This is a genomic window from Calothrix anomala FACHB-343, from assembly GCF_014696435.1.
Classification (GTDB): domain Bacteria; phylum Cyanobacteriota; class Cyanobacteriia; order Cyanobacteriales; family Nostocaceae; genus Aulosira; species Aulosira anomala_A.
The window spans coordinates 40,634-57,704 of sequence record NZ_JACJQG010000010.1; the positions used below are offsets into that span (position 1 = coordinate 40,634).

The 17,071-nt window shown below is 38.0% G+C and carries 9 protein-coding genes; 5 read left to right on the top strand and 4 right to left on the bottom strand.

Annotated elements, in window-relative coordinates; translation table 11 throughout:
• Window positions 1–337 precede the first annotated feature (337 nt).
• On the top strand, window positions 338–2,539 hold the full coding sequence (locus tag H6G08_RS07470) for a hypothetical protein (RefSeq protein ID WP_190540102.1): 2,202 nt from the start codon (window positions 338–340) through the stop codon (window positions 2,537–2,539).
• Window positions 2,540–2,661: 122 nt separating this feature from the next.
• Window positions 2,662–2,943: a hypothetical protein gene (locus tag H6G08_RS07475; protein ID WP_190540104.1), complete on the top strand. Its 282-nt coding sequence runs from the start codon at window positions 2,662–2,664 to the stop codon at window positions 2,941–2,943.
• A 70-nt stretch (window positions 2,944–3,013) separates the two neighbouring features.
• Here H6G08_RS07475 and H6G08_RS07480 read toward each other — a convergent pair whose 3' ends face one another.
• Window positions 3,014–3,955, bottom strand: coding sequence for an RpnC/YadD family protein (locus tag H6G08_RS07480; RefSeq protein ID WP_190540106.1), 942 nt, complete (start codon window positions 3,953–3,955; stop codon window positions 3,014–3,016).
• Window positions 3,956–4,270: 315 nt separating this feature from the next.
• Here H6G08_RS07480 and H6G08_RS07485 point away from each other — a divergent pair, with 315 nt between their 5' ends.
• From H6G08_RS07485 to H6G08_RS07495, 3 genes are read left to right on the top strand one after another with little or no spacing between them, the layout of a single operon-like run.
• On the top strand, window positions 4,271–5,179 hold the full coding sequence (locus H6G08_RS07485) for a P-loop NTPase family protein (RefSeq protein WP_190540108.1): 909 nt from the start codon (window positions 4,271–4,273) through the stop codon (window positions 5,177–5,179).
• 22 nt (window positions 5,180–5,201) lie between these two features.
• On the top strand, window positions 5,202–6,008 hold the full coding sequence (locus H6G08_RS07490) for a hypothetical protein (RefSeq protein WP_190540109.1): 807 nt from the start codon (window positions 5,202–5,204) through the stop codon (window positions 6,006–6,008).
• A gap of 55 nt (window positions 6,009–6,063) precedes the next feature.
• Complete coding sequence (locus H6G08_RS07495; protein WP_190540111.1) at window positions 6,064–6,684, top strand: DUF6753 family protein; 621 nt, start codon at window positions 6,064–6,066, stop codon at window positions 6,682–6,684.
• Window positions 6,685–6,688: 4 nt separating this feature from the next.
• On the opposite strand, the gene H6G08_RS07500 is transcribed toward H6G08_RS07495, so the two are convergent.
• The 3 genes from H6G08_RS07500 to H6G08_RS07510 form a co-directional block, all read right to left on the bottom strand.
• Complete coding sequence (locus H6G08_RS07500) at window positions 6,689–7,477, bottom strand: response regulator (RefSeq protein WP_190540113.1); 789 nt, start codon at window positions 7,475–7,477, stop codon at window positions 6,689–6,691.
• A 503-nt stretch (window positions 7,478–7,980) separates the two neighbouring features.
• Complete coding sequence (locus H6G08_RS07505; RefSeq protein WP_190540115.1) at window positions 7,981–8,751, bottom strand: hypothetical protein; 771 nt, start codon at window positions 8,749–8,751, stop codon at window positions 7,981–7,983.
• 7 nt (window positions 8,752–8,758) lie between these two features.
• On the bottom strand, window positions 8,759–16,492 hold the full coding sequence (locus H6G08_RS07510) for a hypothetical protein (RefSeq protein ID WP_190540117.1): 7,734 nt from the start codon (window positions 16,490–16,492) through the stop codon (window positions 8,759–8,761).
• Window positions 16,493–17,071: the final 579 nt, after the last annotated feature.

Sequence of the window (17,071 nt, forward strand, 5' to 3'; positions counted from 1 at the left end):
TGTTACTAGCTTTGCATTCTTATTCCAAAACTATTTTCTAGATTTAGTCACAACTTCGCTAGAACTGACCTATTTAAATAGCTCTCAAAAAAAAGTTGGGTAGCCGCATTGTTGTTGGTGAAGCGTGTTGGACTAAATCTTAGCCTAAGCCTACGTGTGTCTAAGCCTAAACAAGTATAACCTCTGTTTGCTTTCAACCATGAGACGATTACCAGTCGCCTCCAACAAGCGGATAACCAACCGCTTCTTAATAAAACAAAAATTTCAAATTTAGGCTAACACATTTTGACCAACAGCGAGGCTACCTGATGCACTAAAACCATCAGGACAGTCACTCATGTTCCAAGAAGATTTCGGGGCAGATGTTGATAACAGGCCCCAATTAAGTCTTTCACAGCCTGCAAAAAAGAAAATCAAACCCCAGCTGCCCGCAGAATCTTTGGGTAAACGCTACGTAGAGCGTTTTTGGCATCCATTTGGGGCGATAGTTGCCCCTTCTTTAGTAGAAGGTGCAAAACCAGCATGGCGTACTATCGACCATTACCTGCAACCTTCCCAACTGTGGAAGCTGCACCAAGATAAGTCAAAATTAGTAGGTCTGCGCTTTGACAACACAACCCGTTACGGCACAATCGATTTAGACTTTTGTGGCGACTACCATAACATTGAATCTATAAATCGCATCAAAGCCGCACTAGAGGAAATTGGCATAGTCGATATCGTCATTCTCCAGTCCAGCTTTAGTGGTGGTTATCACTTGATTTTAAACTTTGCATCTCCCCTGCCTACCTTTGCTTTAGCCTGCGCCTTAGAAATTACCTTGAAAAATGCAGGCTTTATCCTGCGTCAAGGACACCTAGAAATCTTCCCCAACACTAAACCATATAGTGCCAAACAAATAACCAACTACAAAGCCATCCGTTGTCCCATGCAACCGGGTAGTGGGTCATTTTTACTTGATGATGACCTACAACCAATTAGCGACTCAGTTTCTATCTTCCTTGACTATTGCGATCGCGCGGCCAGTCGGCAAGATTTAACCAAATTAAAACGGGTAGCAAACAAAGCCAAAAAACAAATTGCACAGGAGAGATATCGTAAGCAAGAGTCTGCTGATGCTGCACAGTGGCGTGCCAACTGGGAAGAAATAATTGCGATCGGTTGGACAGGACAAGGACAAACAAACACCCTTCTACAAATCTTTGCAGGCTACGGAATCGTCTTTCTAGACTTAAGAGGCGATAAATTAATCGAATTTTGCCTCTCCACCGCAATTAACGCCCCTGGCTATAAGCAATATTGCCAACACCAACATGAAATCGAAGCTAGAGTACGGCATTGGGTAGAATGCACAATTCGTAACAAATGGTACAGTGCCTATGTTAGTTATCCCGAACGGTTGTTGGGTACATTCGCCAACACATTTGCAGAAGCCATAGCAGGTGTTAGCAGGATCGATCAACCCAAAGATAACGTAATTTTATTTCACCGTCGTCACCAACTGAACTGGGAACGCAGCCAGCAAGCCCAAAGACGCATCCAGATAGTAGTAACAGCAATAGAGTGGGGTAGTGGATTACCAGCAGGGGCTACTGAACGGGCAAAAGCTATACGTGCTGAGTATAAACGCCGCTTTAACAAAACTGTCTCTCAAGAGACACTACAAAAGCACTTACATTTGTGGCATCCCACACGCTACATTTTAGACCCTTGGGCAGAAAATAGCTTAAACCCTTATCAATCAAGCGAGAACGGGCAATTTTACGAATTTCACAGCTCATTTGTAAAACACGATACTCAAAATCCTTATGGAATAAGTAATTACGTTCATTCTTTCTATATGAAGGTTTTTTGTAAGTGTTTACCTCCTGCTGCTACAGCCCCCCAAGGGCTGGAGTCAGCAGAGGTAGTTGAACAACCCGATGTTTCTCAGGAACACTCACCTGTCATCCAGCCTGTAGAAAATCTGGAACTCATAAATTCTTCTAATACTGCTGAAATTAATTTAAATAAAACCACTAATCAATTAGAGAATTCAGTTCATACAAATATTTTACAATCAAATGAATTCAGTTATGATCAGGATTTTATATACCTGTGTAGCTCCGGCACGTCGTCAAAAGTTGATAATCAAAACTTATCTAACACGGAGAATAACGGGCTGGGTGTAGTTTCGATACCTGCTGCGGTTCCACTAGAACAACCACTCCAAAATCCCAACAACGGCTTGCTGGGCGCATCTGTTGGTGAAGAGACTGCTGATGTTTCCTACCGCATTGAGGAACTCAAGCGAGTGACAAAACTACGGCTAATGGCTTTAACCCAAGCTAGGGCTAAGGTGCGCCAATACTGCGTAGTCACGGGACATATTCTCGGCACTCAGGAACGCGATCGCTTAGAGCAACGTGCCAAAATGCAATTCTACCTCGATTCGGGTAACGAAACTTTAATTGCAGAAGCTAACGAGTGGGCGGCTGCCAATCCTGGATGTTTACCATTTTCGTTTGAGTTAGAGAGCGAAAAATTTTGGGAAAAATGAGGGACATCAGGCGGTAAGATGTTTGGTATTTTAGACTTTAACTGCACAAAAAGAGGTGATTCAGCTTTACAGAAGTTATTATACTTGTGAGTAAAATTTGGTACAAAAATATAGAAGAAAATATGAAAGATATCTTAATGGAAAAACTGTTTAATCAAGCAGTTGAACCAATCTTCCAAGCCAACAATTTAACTAAATATTCAGCACTGAAACAAAGAGAGGATGAATTTAAATCGTTGTTTCATATTGAATTAGCAGAATACGTGGACTCGAAAAGAGGATTTAATTTTTCTCTATTTATTCGTGATTTTTTAAGTGAAGATTCCTTGCCGTACAGGGACGCTATTCAACAAAAATATGGAAAGCGGGCAGCAGATTTGATTGGGGAATTAATTTGTATTTGAAAGCAAAAAAAAGTTGGCTAGTAGTTAGAATTTTATGACTATACGGCCAGCGTTCCGTGCAACTTTAACACTATGTATTTGTATCTTCCTGACTTAATTGTTGCCCAAACTCAGATATTGAACCTGTAGTTACGGCTTTTTCTAACAATTGATTCAATAACTCAATGTCATATAATTCATTTAGTTTTTCTACTAATTCAGTAGGAACATCTTTAAATCGAATTGTTAGGATTTGAGCAATATATTTCTGGGTAGCTTTTGCTATACCTATGCGTTCTACGCTTGTTATGTATGCCATTTCTTGTTCAGCCTCAAAACGCTCCAATTCTGCTTGAAAATTTAAGTCTAACTCCGGTGGTAGAGTCATTAATCTATCTAGCAACCGGAAGATTTGCTGGATTTTATCTCTACTATAGCCTAACTCATACATTCGTTTAATTAAGCTCAACTTCCACTGCAAACGACCAGTTAAATCTTGAGTTGTCGCTTGTGTTCGCAGGTGCGCCATCACCAGAACGGCAAAAGGACTATCACTTTGTTCTAATTCTGACCAACGAGATTCATAGTCCAGTAGCTTGACAATGGGAAATTGAAGACTAAGGCGACATCCCCAACGACCATAACTATACTCTTGTGGTCGCCAGTTGGCTTGATTATCCCCCAGAATTGCCAAGCTAACCACTTCTTGGTTATAACGGTCAAAGATTCTGTAGTGGTAAGAAAACATCCGTTTAGGGAAGTTGGTATCTACTTGACTTTGGATTTCCAGGTGAATCAGCAACCAAGTTTCCTTTCCATCTTTTAGCCAAACTTTGATTAGCTTATCGACGAATTGTTTACCAATTTCAGATTCTCTCATCAACTGCTGAAGTTCTTTCTCAAGGAATTCATAGCCTCTCTCCCAGTCAATTTTTGCTTGAATCTCTGGAAAGAAAAATGCAAGAAATGCTTCAAAATATTGTTCTACACCTTCCTTCCAAGCACCATCATAATCAGCTCGTACTTCACTCATAGATTATTTCCGATCAAAATATCATAATGCCTTTTTTTAAAGCCAAGTTAATTTAAACTACATAAAATTTATGACTAATTTACATATCAACAAATGTTGGTTTAATGTGGAATTTTGTTGCTTGGCTTTTTGAGCAAGAGGTTACATAATCAAAGTAGTTTATTCAAAATAAATTAGGAAAATTTTATTGAGCGATATAGTTGCTAATTTTTTTATTTCATTAATTTAATTTATTGACTTTTTGTTTACAAATTTAAAAAATTAGATTGACATTAATCTAATACAACAAAGTTTAATCACTTTGTAAATAATATTATGACGCGAAAAAATAAAGAACAACCAGCCATGTCAAACAATACTTCCTCCAATACTAATGGTAAGCCTCAAAAGCGACTGATAATTATAACAGGTGATAAAGGTGGCGTAGGTAAAAGTACCTTTGCACGAGCAATATTTCAACTTTACATTAATAAAAATTTACCCTGTGTTGCTTATGAGGCTGACTTAAGGAATCCTCAGATAGAAAGATATTTTCAAAAAGATTACCGCCCTATAATACGTTATATTGATATTTTTCATAGAGGTGGTGCTGACGATTTATTAATTAATCTAGATGAGAGTGATTGTCCTATCACATTATTAGACTTACCTGCACAATCTGGAGGTTTCTTTGAAAGTTATGTCAAAGAGCTTGCATTTTTTGAAGTTCTGAAAACTGAAATTAATTGTCGAGTGACAATGGTTTCAGTAATTAGTAGAGTTCTTGACTCTATCAATGTTTTAGAAAAACTTCGTGAACTTTGTAAAGACCAAGTAGATTATATTGTTGTCAAAAATCTGTTTCATGGTGAAGAAGAAAAGTTTGAGCGATATAATGACTCTTCTCTACGTCAGAATATGCTTGCAGAAGGTCTGATAGAACTTGTAATGCCAGATTTATTCTACAAGTCTTATGACTTCCTTGACCGCCATGCTTTGACGTTTAATGAAGGACAGACTCATAGAGAGACAAATATTGTAATTAAATCAAGAATAAAATCTTGGCTTGCTGAGTTTGAAGTGCAAATTAAGCCAGCATTTAATTTATTGGGTTTTGATATACAACCAGATGACTGTTACTACCCAGCAGTTGTGGAAAAATCTAAAGAGCTTAGAGAAAACGAAGAAAAAGAAAAAGCTAAAAACCAAGATGCAAATTTACCATCTGAAGATATAGCTGCTTAATTGAATAGGTTGCTTGGCTTTTATGTTTGGAAAGCGTTTTGTAATTACATCGGGTGATGCTCGTGTGGGTAAGTCCACAGTTTCTCGGCTCTTGCTGGAATTGTACTTGAAAAGTAAATGCAATGCGCGTGTTTTCTACCACGGTTATCGTAACAAGCTATCGATGTATAAAACAAAAGGTTTTGAAATAAACCATTTGGGATTGTCTAGGGGCGATTCGGATAGATTATTACTTGACTTAGAAATGTTTCCAAATATTGATGTAGTTTTGACAGATATGCCAGGTCAAAACCATCAAGAGTTCAAGTTTTTTGATAAAGATGTTTCACTGATAGAAAATCTTAACCATTTCGGATATCGTGTTACTTTCTTGCACCCGATATCACATCGTAAAGACTGTGTTGAAGATTATCTTGAGGATTTATACCAGCATTTTGGTAGTCAAGTTGACTATGTTGTTATCAAAAATTATTACTTTGGCAAACAATTTCGATACTATGAAGGTAGTAGATTCCAAGCTGATATTAAAAAATTAAATGGCTTGGAGCTAGTTTTGGGCGGGTTGCATAACGACTTTTACCAGTTGCTTGAGGATACTGGTTTACCCTATGTTCAACTTATTGAAACTGGCTCCCCTCTTAATACTATTCAGCGTTCGATAGTATTCAACTGGATGGAGAATTTTAAGAATTCTATTGTTTCTAATGTGATTGCTTCTAATTATTTAGGGCTAAGTAAAAACTGTACAGAGCTAGCTTCTGTAAGTGCAAATCAACAAAATCGGAAGGATTTTCTTGTAAATGAAGATATTGAATCTGAAGAATGGTAAGTATTAGCTTTACCAAATTGACAGTGAGGTTTTAAATTAACTGTTTAAACAACCTATGACCAATATTGCAAAAGTTGTTGAAAAAGTAATTGCAGAATATTCTGAAGAAAAGAAAGCAGAGGTCACTGATTGGATACTTAAATTAGGTGTTCGACCTGATGATCCCTTGTTTAACCTATATGCGGAACTAGGTACAACCCAATTTGCGTTGCAGCAACTACCTGGTAGGCTTGACTCGCTTGTGATGGGTTGGACTGACATGGTGGACGATAAGTTAAATAGTGCTTCTAAGGTGGCAATACAACAACAAAAAAGTGCGATCGCCCAAGCTGCTAAGGATTTAATTAAGATGACTAAGCAAGCTGGCGGGGCGTTGCCTTTCTTGGGTGTAAGTAATTGGCGATTGGCACAAGTAGCGGGAGTGTTGGGTTTTGTACTGGCTTTGGGATCTGTAATTGGTGTTTTTACATACAAAACTATTGCTGGAAGTGTAACTTTTCAGCAGGCGGCTTCTGGAACTGCTATTTTACAACCCGAAGATAAAAAGCTTCTGGATTGGGCTAAATCCAATGAAGGTAAAGTAGCGCGTAGTATTTATGTTAGAAACGCTGCCATCATTAAAACTTGCCGCCAGCAGAAGAAGTATTCAGGTGGCTGCATAATTGCAGTTGATTAATTTTCTAGGCAACCCAGCCTTTGTATCCCTTATTACTCGTTTTAGCTGTATCTTTTTGACTATTTTGGTTGGTTTTGACTCTTGTCTGGGTTGCTTGAGTAACTTCTTCTTCGATTTTCATGTCTGCAAAGCTGAGGATTCCCAGGCGGATAGCTTCCCGGATAGCGTTTAATCTATCTTTGACTCCTAACTTGATAAATGAATTATGTAAATATGACCTGACTGTACCTTCGGAAACATACATGACATTAGCAATTTCATTATTTTTCATGCCACCAGCCGCTAATTTGAGAACTGTAATTTCTTTATTAGAGAAATCACTTAACAAATCTAGTGAATTTTTATCGGCTGTGTCATTTGACCTAAGATTATCAATCAAAATGCGATTAATAGTTGGGTCAATCCATGATTCATTATTGTATGCAGCCATTACTGCTTCAATGAATCTTTCTCCTACTTCTTCTCTGGCATTATTTTTACAGTAGTAGCAGTCTGCGCCATTACTAATTGCTGCGTTAATGGTATCTCGGCTGCTATTTGCAGTCATAACCACTATTTTAATTGACGTGTGTTTGCATTTAATTAAACTTATGACATCAGTGCCATTGATATCAGGTAAATCAATATTTATCACCACGATATCTGGCTTTTGTTGGTCAACAGTTTCTATTCCTTCCTTTCCGGTTTTAGCAAGGCCACATACCTGGATTTTACCAGTTTCAGATAATATTGTCGCCGCACCAAACCTAGATATGTTCTCATTTTCAATGATGACAACATTAATAGGTTTCATATTACATACTGTTCGGTTTAGTATTTTCCCTGATTATAATACTTATAACACTTAGCTTTTACTATTTTTTAATTTTTACAATTACTATAAATTAATCAGCTTATTTAAAAACTTTATTTTTAAATTTAAAAATTTTACAAAGTGATGGGGTGGTTTATGTAGTTTTCATTAAGCAATCTATTTACTAGGCAATTTTATTGAGCGGTTTTAGTTTTAATAGTATTTATCAAATTTAGGGAGTAATAAACGATTTTTTATGAATTTCAATAAGCTTTTAGGATGGATAGAAAATATTGTTGTTTGGTCTTTAATAGTAATGCTATGTTTGGTCGGGTTAGGTAGATTACCTATTAACCCCACGAGTTTGTTTGACTTTACTGCGTCTTTTTACTATTTTTCTGTTGCGGTTGTTATTTGCCCCAAAACTCCCTTAAGTTTTAATAACAAGCTAGTTTTGGGGTTTATAGCCTTTTCGTATGGTGTGTGCTTTGGGTTGATTTAATTTAATCTATCTCTTTAACAGCATCCTGGCTTTTGAATTCTTGTTGGTTCTGTTCGCAGCATATTTGTTGCTCATCGAACAGAGCCTTAAACCGTTCAAATTCATTATGGGTAAGGTTATTGATGATGATAGAGTAATTCTCTGAGCTATGATTACGAGATGCTAGGAGTGCTTCTTGGCTTGCTTCTGAATCAAGCGAATTTCTATCAAGGCTAAGAGTTTGTGAATCTTCTTCTGATTTTAGGCTTGCAGTATATGCGTCACTTTTATAAATGATACTTTCTGTCTCTTTGTCTGGTTTTCCAAATATATTTAAGCGGTCTAAAATTACAGGAATAACAAATTGTTGAATTTGTAAATTAGCGATAATAGATTGTACTTTATCGTGTTGACCCTCTTCTACTAGATTGCCATTATTGTCGTCATTTTTATTTGTAAAGTTTTTTAGAACGTTTGGTTCAATTATATTGTCTTTAGACTGGCTTACTTCGGGCTGTAAAGATGACTCTGGACTAACTGGATTAATAAAATTGACAGTTTCAATTTCTGTGGAGCTTAACTTTACTTCCTCTTGCGCTATTTCACTGATTCTATTCATTTCTGAATTTAACTTTAACACAGCCTTTTTTCGTTCCTCAGCAGTTGGAGGATTTTTTGCATATTCTTCAAATTTCTCATCAGGTATATTAAGCTGTGCGATTAATTCTCTGACGAGACAAGCTTGCATTGCTGGAGTTAAACCTTCTACTGGAAACTCGATTAGTTCTTTCATAGTAAAATTACCTTTCTACTAAATCTTTTTTGACATCTTTGAGTGCATTATTGATGCGATCGCTCATAACTTGAAAATCTTGTAATGTTTCATCACTAATGTTACTTACTTGAGTTTTTCCTTGTTTGACATATAGCAAGATATTATCCTTTTTATCTTTAACTAAATAAGTTTGGTTTTGAGTTTGAGTAGCAATCTGATATTTTTCTGTTTGGACTGTCATAATGCCATTAATATCTTCTTGCCCAATTGTCTTAACTACACGTTGAGCAAGACTGGTCATCTCATTAACTTTTTCTAATTCTTTAATGTCTTGTTCCATTGCCTTAAAAGCATTCTCAAGACTAATATTTTCTTGAATGTATAAATTAGTTACCTCCTGAATTCTATTGAGATACGTGTCTGATTTACCTAGTTTTTCAGCCGCCATATACCAATCTTGGAGATTTTGCACTGTATTAGCTTTCATCCGCTCGATAATACTATCCATCGCTCCAACTTGCTGCATTTTGGGTTGAGCAGGTGATGCGAGTGCTTGGTCAATATTTGGTTGTGGGCTTTGTTGTGATGAAAAAATGTTCTTGTCTTTAGCAATTAATAAGTTATCTGATACTTGTGTATTGGTAGAAATAATATCGCTACTAACTTTGGTGTTTTCTACAGGATTAAATACTGCGTATCCTTGGGAAGATTGTTCTACTTTGTACCCTTTTTCTTGAAGATAATTTTGAACTAATTGGTCAGTTCCTTGTGCATTTCCGACTAGAAAAGAGCTTTTCACTGCTATTGCCTTATCAAGTAAGGGTTTATAGTGATTTTCAAATGTTTGAGCAAATTGCTCGCTTGTTACTCCACGCCACGGGCCAGATCCGGACACCATAATGATGTCTTCTTCTGAGTAATTTCCTGTGTTGGCGCGTTCCCCCCATGCTTGCTCGTAATTTCGCGTGCTTGAAGGTGTACCGGGAGGTGCAGCTGATTTACCGATAAACTGGGTAGCTATTTGGGCCATCGCAATGTCTTTTTTCATGTGTTCAGCGACGGCGGCATTTATAGGTTCGAGTTGAGACAGTGGATTTGTGGGCCGCAGAGCAGTTTGTTGGGACTTGTCCTGCTGGGTTTGTACTGTAGTTTGTTGTGATTTTGTAACTACGTATATATACGCTTCGCTAAGGGCTTGAATAAATGCGGATTCTTTACCCTTACCTTGCCACTGCTGATCCTGGGCATTAGTTATGCTTGTACAGTTCTCTAACCAATTGACTCCCCCGCGTTTGGCGATCGCCTCAGTCAGCCGGGGGTGTTGTTCGAGTTTAGCTTGAAGCACTTCTACCATTAGCTGGTATTCATCAACTGATGGATGCAACTGCTTTTGATGATTAAATGCGTGTTCGGCGGATGCGTATGCTACCCCTTGAGGTTTTTGGACATGGGTTTCTACTCCATACTGCCCGGCAGGGGCTTCTGGATTATTGTTGACTGAAACTTGGTAATTGTTTTGCAGCTTGCCTTGTTCTTTGGCGAGTGCAGTGGCAAGGCTGAGTGCTACTCCCAGCCCATCTTTGGAGTCGGGGCTGATATTTACTGGAGTTGCAGGTTGTTTTTGGATGGTTGAGAATGGAACAATTTTGCCATTGACATAATCTCCTAATGGCTCCATGAATAAGCCATATACCTGACTCTTACTTGCTTGAGTTTGGGTAAGTTCTTTTGTTGAATGCTTCTCCCATCTCGCCCAGGCTTGCTGGTAACTTGGGTCTTGAATCATTTGGGTGGTAATTTTGTATTGCTTACCTACCCGAAAAGCAACTTGCTCGCCGTTTTTACCTTGGGCGATCGCAATATCTCCCTCATTGATACCATAAGTTTTTTGGTAATCTACACCTCTGGTAGTGTGTATCCTACCGTGTCCGCGCGTAGCATCAATGGTTGTATCAACTGGTACTGTGGCAGCTTCACCGTGCAGATGCAGCGAATAAACCATTGGAACTGGTTTGCCAGATATAGTTGGGTTGTCTGGAATCTGAGGATTAGCAGCGCGTGCCGCAGTAGAATTGCCAATGGTGATAATTTCTTCGACAGTTGGTTGGTTTAAAAGGTGTGAGGGTATGTTTTGGGTGAATTCTCTGAGGCTGGTATAACTGCGCTCTACTTTAATTTCTCCCCCTGGTGTCCACTCGTTAGCTTTAATGGTGAGGTCGTTGTTGCTTTGGACTACCGCACGCGGAGGTTGGTTTGAGGTGAGGAAGTTCTCAAATTTTTGGCGAACGCTGTTTTCTCTGCCCAGATCATTTTTAATTGACCAGATGTTGATAGACCATCTGCCAGCCTCAGTATTCAGTGCGGCGTGTTCGTTTTTGCAGTTAAAGCGGGTTACTGTACCCGACTCAAGTTTAAACTCTTGGTATGGTGCGTCCTGATTCTCTTCCCTAGTCCATGCCATTCGTTCCTTAGCAGCACGATAGCCCCAGTCAGAATTTCCGATATTGATGCTGCGGGCTTCCGTCGCGGCGTAGGAGTCATCGCGGTGGTAGTTAATCCCAGCACCGGGGTTCTCGGAATAAGTTACCAGCACAATCTCAGCGTCGGGATATACTTGTTTGACAAGTTCCATCAAAGAGTCGTCCTGTACCCCTGGCTTGAAATCTTTATCCTTCAAATCCCATTTTGCACTGACCCATGCGACTTGTCTCAGTGGTGCATAGTTAGATTTGTCATTTTCAAGTGTGGGTTTGAGGTGGGTTTTAAGATGCGATCGCAGCTCTTCTACTTTTTCCTCGCTTACCTTACCCAATATTTCGATAGCTTTAGTTGGATCGGCTTGACGCGAGTTGGGTAGTAATATTGGTTGATTCTTAGCTTCTGATTGTGTATCAGTTATTACTTGTATCTCAACCGCGTTTTGATAAACTTGTGAAATTGCTGCAATTGCGGCGTTAGTATTTGATTGAATGTTTTCTGGTACAGCCTTTGCAGGAACAATTGGTACTGGAGAACCTTCTTGATTAAGTTCTCTTGGACGATTAGGAAGTGCTTGTAAAGCTTTTTGGTACTCACTATTTTCTGGAATTTGGTTGAATTTTAAAAGACTACTTTCAGTTGCAACTTTTTGATTTAACTCTGCACTAAGTTGTTCATAGCGGTCAAAACCATCAACTTCACCAATATTAATAGCTTCTCCAAGTAAACTATTAAATTTTTTCTTTATTTCCTCACTAATTTCATTTTTATTAAAGATAAATGTAGCTGTGTTACTGTCAATAAAATAATCGTTTTCAGTAGATTTTGATTCTAACCAAGTGGCTACAGCGATCGCGTCTTGTGCGGGAACTACTAATCCAAAAGCTTCTTTAGTTTCTAACTGCGTTCCATCGGGAGAAGTATATTGTTGATTTGGATTATAAAAATATACAGTTTGTTTGGGAATAATTGGAGTGGGTTGTGACGGTGTATCTGCACTTTTAATATGACCACCAGCACGGTTAATAAAGGTTTGTCTTAATTCGTTGCTGATAGTAGTTTCATCAAGTACGAATACGGTCATTCCTTTTTTAGCTTCTAACCGAGCTTGTGATACAGGAAGCTGTTCGTATGATACTCCCACTTTTTCGAGATATTTTTTGGTTTTTTCGGCTATATTTTCATCAACTGCTAATCCTAAAAGCCCTACTAATTTTTGCTCTTTATCTTGGAACATGATTGTAGAGCGTTCGTTAATTTTACCGAGTATTTGGTTGCGTTTTTCCTGCTGCTCGTCTCTGACAGGCTTTTCATTACTTATAAGCTGACTGCGTTTAACCCATTTGTCGGGATATTGTACTGTTTCTGGATTAATAATTATTTTACAGGTACTTTCATTACTGGTAATCTGTACAGGGATAGTGGTTCGTTGTTGGTTTGGGCGAATAATACCCGTATCAATTAATTTTTGTACAGTGCTACTTTCTTTCCTTTGCCACTGTTTTTGTATATTTCCTTTATTTAAATCAGCTTCGAGACGTTCATTATGCTGACCAATAATACCGAGTGATTGGTCGCCAATTTTAGCAATATAAACGTGCTTTTTATCAAATGCCCTAACTAAAGTTTCTTGAAATGCTTGGTTGTTAATCTCCTGTTTCTTGTATTTTGGATTCGTAATATTAATTCGTAATAGATTGCTTTGAGATGTTTCTGCTATAGCATAGGCATTTTGTCCAGTGATGATAGTTTGAATTTTAATATGTAACTTTTGCCCATTCCCAGGCTTTTCTGCTAGCCAGCCTTGGGCAATACCTTCTTTGATTGATTCTTTATCAATATTGCCTAGCTTTTCAGGTTTGTTACCATTTTGAAGATAAATAGTATAGTCTTCCCGAATTAGGTCAACCTTTTCAATTGTTAACATTACAGGTTCATTATTAAACCTTTGGGAATTCCCAAACTTATTAACTTCGCCCACTTTGAAAGTGAGTTCTGGTAGTCCAGGTACTTGGGTTGTAACAGAGGTGGTGTATACTTCACCTTTTTCAATACTGCCAATAGCAATAGTGCCAATTGGTAGCCGGGCGTTACTTTGTTCAATATTTCCAAATGTTTCGTAATTACCCTCTTGATTCTGGATTTCAATTACGCTTTTTCCATCTTCAGCTAGATTAAATCGAATACTCTGAGGTTGATTTTTATTAAAAAACTCATTATCTCGGTCAAATCCAGTGATACTAAACCCGGTAAACTTGAGTGTATCTAACTGACTGATAATCTCTTGAGGAAAGGCAGTAAAGGCGAAATTAGAAACTTTATTTTGGCGATCGCTACTTTTATCATTACCAGTCTCACGAGTAGTTGATACTGCCCAGGTGGCAGCTGCCATTGTTAGCTTTTGGTCTTCTGGAATCGAATTATAAAATTCCTCTGCTATCTGGTAAGCTTTTTGGTAAAGAAGTTTAATTTGACCTTCGCTTAGTTCAGGTTGGAATGATATTTTGTTAGATTTTACTTCTTGTCCAAGTGTAATTCCTATTTCTTCGAGTTTATTTTCTTGCTCCCTCGCCAGTGTACCTAATTTTCTAAAATTGGGTTTACCATTCTCAGTTTCATCGTTAATTTGAGCATAAACTAAATATTTATGTGGACGGTTATTATTGCGCTTATCTTCAGATACTTCTGATAGTTTTATCGTAATTGTATTAGCTTTCCAGATAAATTCATTATCATACTGTAGAAGATTAGTTATACTTACTTGATTACCATTAGCAAGGGTAATATTTGCAGATGGCCCTTTTTCAGTTTCTTTTTGTTTAGATAGCTCACTTGCTCGGTTGAATGATTTGTCAAATTCTTTTTTGATGAGGGTAGCTCTTAAGCGCTGTTCGTGAGAAAAATCAACCTCTTTAAATAAAGCTTGGAATTGAACGATTTCACGCGATTCGAGGCGAGCTTTTTCAAAATACTGATTGGTTTGAGCAATTAGTAACTCAACAGGTGAGTATCCCGTCGGTTGAATTATATTGTCAATATAGACATCTTTCTTCTTATCTTTAATATAGTTGACTTCACGGTGAAGAATCCGACTATTATTGCGAATAATTTCAATTTCGGGTTTTTTGGCACTCTTAAAAAGGTCAACTGCAATTTGATTTTGAAATGCTGCCTCAGCAATCATTTCACGGTACATTTGGGTATTAATGTTCATCGCCACTAGTGTATTGGTGGGTTCTTGTCGAACAGTTTTGATGAACTCTTCCATGTAACTGCGATACTTGCTTGGAATCTCCTTCCCTTCAATACCCTTGGATTTTGCCCAGGCTTCTGTTTTGAATAAATCTTCGTAGTGTTTGGCTACCTGCTGTACGTACTCAATTTGGTCTTTCTCGCTACCAAAGTTTTTCAGAATCGTAATTTCTGACTCTAACGCCTCAATTGCGGTAAGGTGATTGTTGATAACACCCACACTAATGCCATCGCTCATGTGGATGGCGATTTCCTCAAATTCTGGCTGGCTGCCATCTTCTTGGTAAAAAGATTGTTTTTTAAGTTTGACAGTTGGAGCGTAGGCATTTTCAGGAAGGTTGCGCTCTTTTGCTTCGGTGGTGAGGTTAGGATACTTGGTAGCCCGCTCGAAGCCGATACAATCACCATCGTAGTCGCGTGCTTGACGCTCTTGTTCGGACTCTTGAGGAAGAATTTCTAATTCATAACCAGCTGATTTTAGTTCTAAAATATACTGATTAAATTTGTTAGTAAACTCGATTTTATCTCTAGTTTCGAGCTTACTAATATTTTGGTCTAAGTAATTTTCAATACCTTCTAATCGAAGATTTTTTCCTTGAGCTTCTGGCAGGATAGATTTAATTTGCTCATTGAGGCGGTTGTAAATGCGATCGCTTGTTTCGTCCGAGACAGCGATCGCACCAGCGAGAGGTTGACCATCAGGCCCAAGGATATCTTCTACAATTTTGTTAGTTGAGACGCACAGACCATTTGAATTGAGGAAAGGGGAGCGGAAGTTGAGAACTTCTTCGCCGTCTTGATAATGCGGTATGGAAATTTCCCCATTTTGCAGGTCTTTGGAGGGAATGACCATTGCTCGCTCAAACGTTAACGTTTTGCCGATGGCGATTTCTTTCCACTCGTTTTGGACGAACCGGGCGAGTTCGCGCTGTACTTTCTCAGTTTCGAGAAGTTGCCCCTCTCCTTGCAGGTCAGCTTTGATGAGTTTGTAAATAAACGAGTCAGTAGCAATCCGATCCCGCAAAGTTTCTAACTCTTCTGCTACTGTTGGATCTTCTGCTGCTTGTTCGTCTAGTGTGGTTGCTTGTTCTTCAAGAAAGGCTTTCCGCTTCTCGTATTTTTCGCAGTAAAGTTGTGCAAGTTGCCGAGGATCATCCTGTGCTTCTTTAAGCTTTTTGGCTTCAAGTTCTAGCTGTTCAGTAAAGTCTTTCAGTCCGTTAGGGAATGAAGCGAGTAACTGCGATATAGCTGTCTTGCCGAGTTCAGATTGTGATTTTTCACCTAGCCAGATATTTTGTCGGTACAATCCAGGTTGAATTTGAGGCTTAGTCGGGCCATTAGGATTATCTTTATCAGTTCCCTTGAACGCAGATAAGGGAAGAATTAGATCAATTTTAGTTGAGTTATTGGAGTCTTGATAATTAAGAATTTGCTCAAGGTTAGCAGGGCGTAGTGTACCTTTACCAAAGCGGTATTTGTTGTCATCTCCGTCTCGATCAGTCCAACCGAAGCGGTGCTGAATTACTCGATATTTATCACCTTTTTGATGCTTGGTTAATTCGTGATAAAGTTCTTTTGATATTTGTCCGTAACAGTCTCCTGTTAGCCGATATGCTTGGTCATTACTGATAATGCCGCCATTTTCACCATTATTATCATCAACTATTAGGATGTTTAACTCTTTATTGACAGCATTTCTACATGAACCAAGAAAGATAGACCCGTAAGCACCTCTATCCTTGTTATCCGGGCATAATTGCCTAATTGTATCTAGACATTCTTCGGGGCCATATAACAACCGAGTTTTTGATGATAATAATAATTTATGACCTTCTAGATGATTAGTTAATTGTTCCACATTAGACTTTTCGTCCATATGCCCGAACGAAAACTTTACCCCAGGAAAGAAATGTTCTAATAAGGTGTTATTAAGTTCTTCCTTTAACAGCGAATCTGGATTATTTGTATTACCATCTGTATGAATCCATTGATTTAATCTAGTGTCAAAATGTTTAGCTTGAATTGTCATATATGAACAATTAAACTTATAAAATTAAAGATAAATTTTTACTTTTTGGCACTAAAATATCCGTAGAGTTTAATTTTACTTTCTCTTTATCAGTAATCTATTCAACAAATTTCTAATTTCTACTAACAATTTATTGGTAATTAAAAATACCTTGTTGTAAGGTTTTTACTTAGCTTAGTCTTTATGAAAGCTTATCCTATGTGATGTCATAATTTAAGTATGACAAAAAATATACAAACTTATTAATTACTTTTTACTTAGTTATAAATCAGTAGTAACTTTTGTAATGTTTGCGATTCTGGTTGTGTTTTACGTAAATCCCTATAACCTAATCAGTCAACTAGTACGATTAGTCAATTTACACCTTTAGTTTAAAGAAAGGATATCCAAAAAACCTTTCACCCCATCAATTTCTGAATATCCAGACAAAACAAATAACTCTTGCGATGGCCCGCAGAGATTGTTAGCGATCACTATCGCTACATTGAGTCCATGCCCTTAAAAATTTTAAATTTTGGAACTTTATTCTAAATGTACACCTACTGTGGGTTTGCACATAAGATGAAATTTGAACAACGA

Coding starts and splice junctions, on each gene's coding strand:
- H6G08_RS07470 (WP_190540102.1), top strand. CDS start 338: ATGTTCCAAGAAGATTTCGGGGCAGATGTTGATAACAGGCCCCAATTA.
- H6G08_RS07475 (WP_190540104.1), top strand. CDS start 2,662: ATGAAAGATATCTTAATGGAAAAACTGTTTAATCAAGCAGTTGAACCA.
- H6G08_RS07480 (WP_190540106.1), bottom strand. CDS start 3,955: ATGAGTGAAGTACGAGCTGATTATGATGGTGCTTGGAAGGAAGGTGTA.
- H6G08_RS07485 (WP_190540108.1), top strand. CDS start 4,271: ATGACGCGAAAAAATAAAGAACAACCAGCCATGTCAAACAATACTTCC.
- H6G08_RS07490 (WP_190540109.1), top strand. CDS start 5,202: ATGTTTGGAAAGCGTTTTGTAATTACATCGGGTGATGCTCGTGTGGGT.
- H6G08_RS07495 (WP_190540111.1), top strand. CDS start 6,064: ATGACCAATATTGCAAAAGTTGTTGAAAAAGTAATTGCAGAATATTCT.
- H6G08_RS07500 (WP_190540113.1), bottom strand. CDS start 7,477: ATGAAACCTATTAATGTTGTCATCATTGAAAATGAGAACATATCTAGG.
- H6G08_RS07505 (WP_190540115.1), bottom strand. CDS start 8,751: ATGAAAGAACTAATCGAGTTTCCAGTAGAAGGTTTAACTCCAGCAATG.
- H6G08_RS07510 (WP_190540117.1), bottom strand. CDS start 16,492: ATGACAATTCAAGCTAAACATTTTGACACTAGATTAAATCAATGGATT.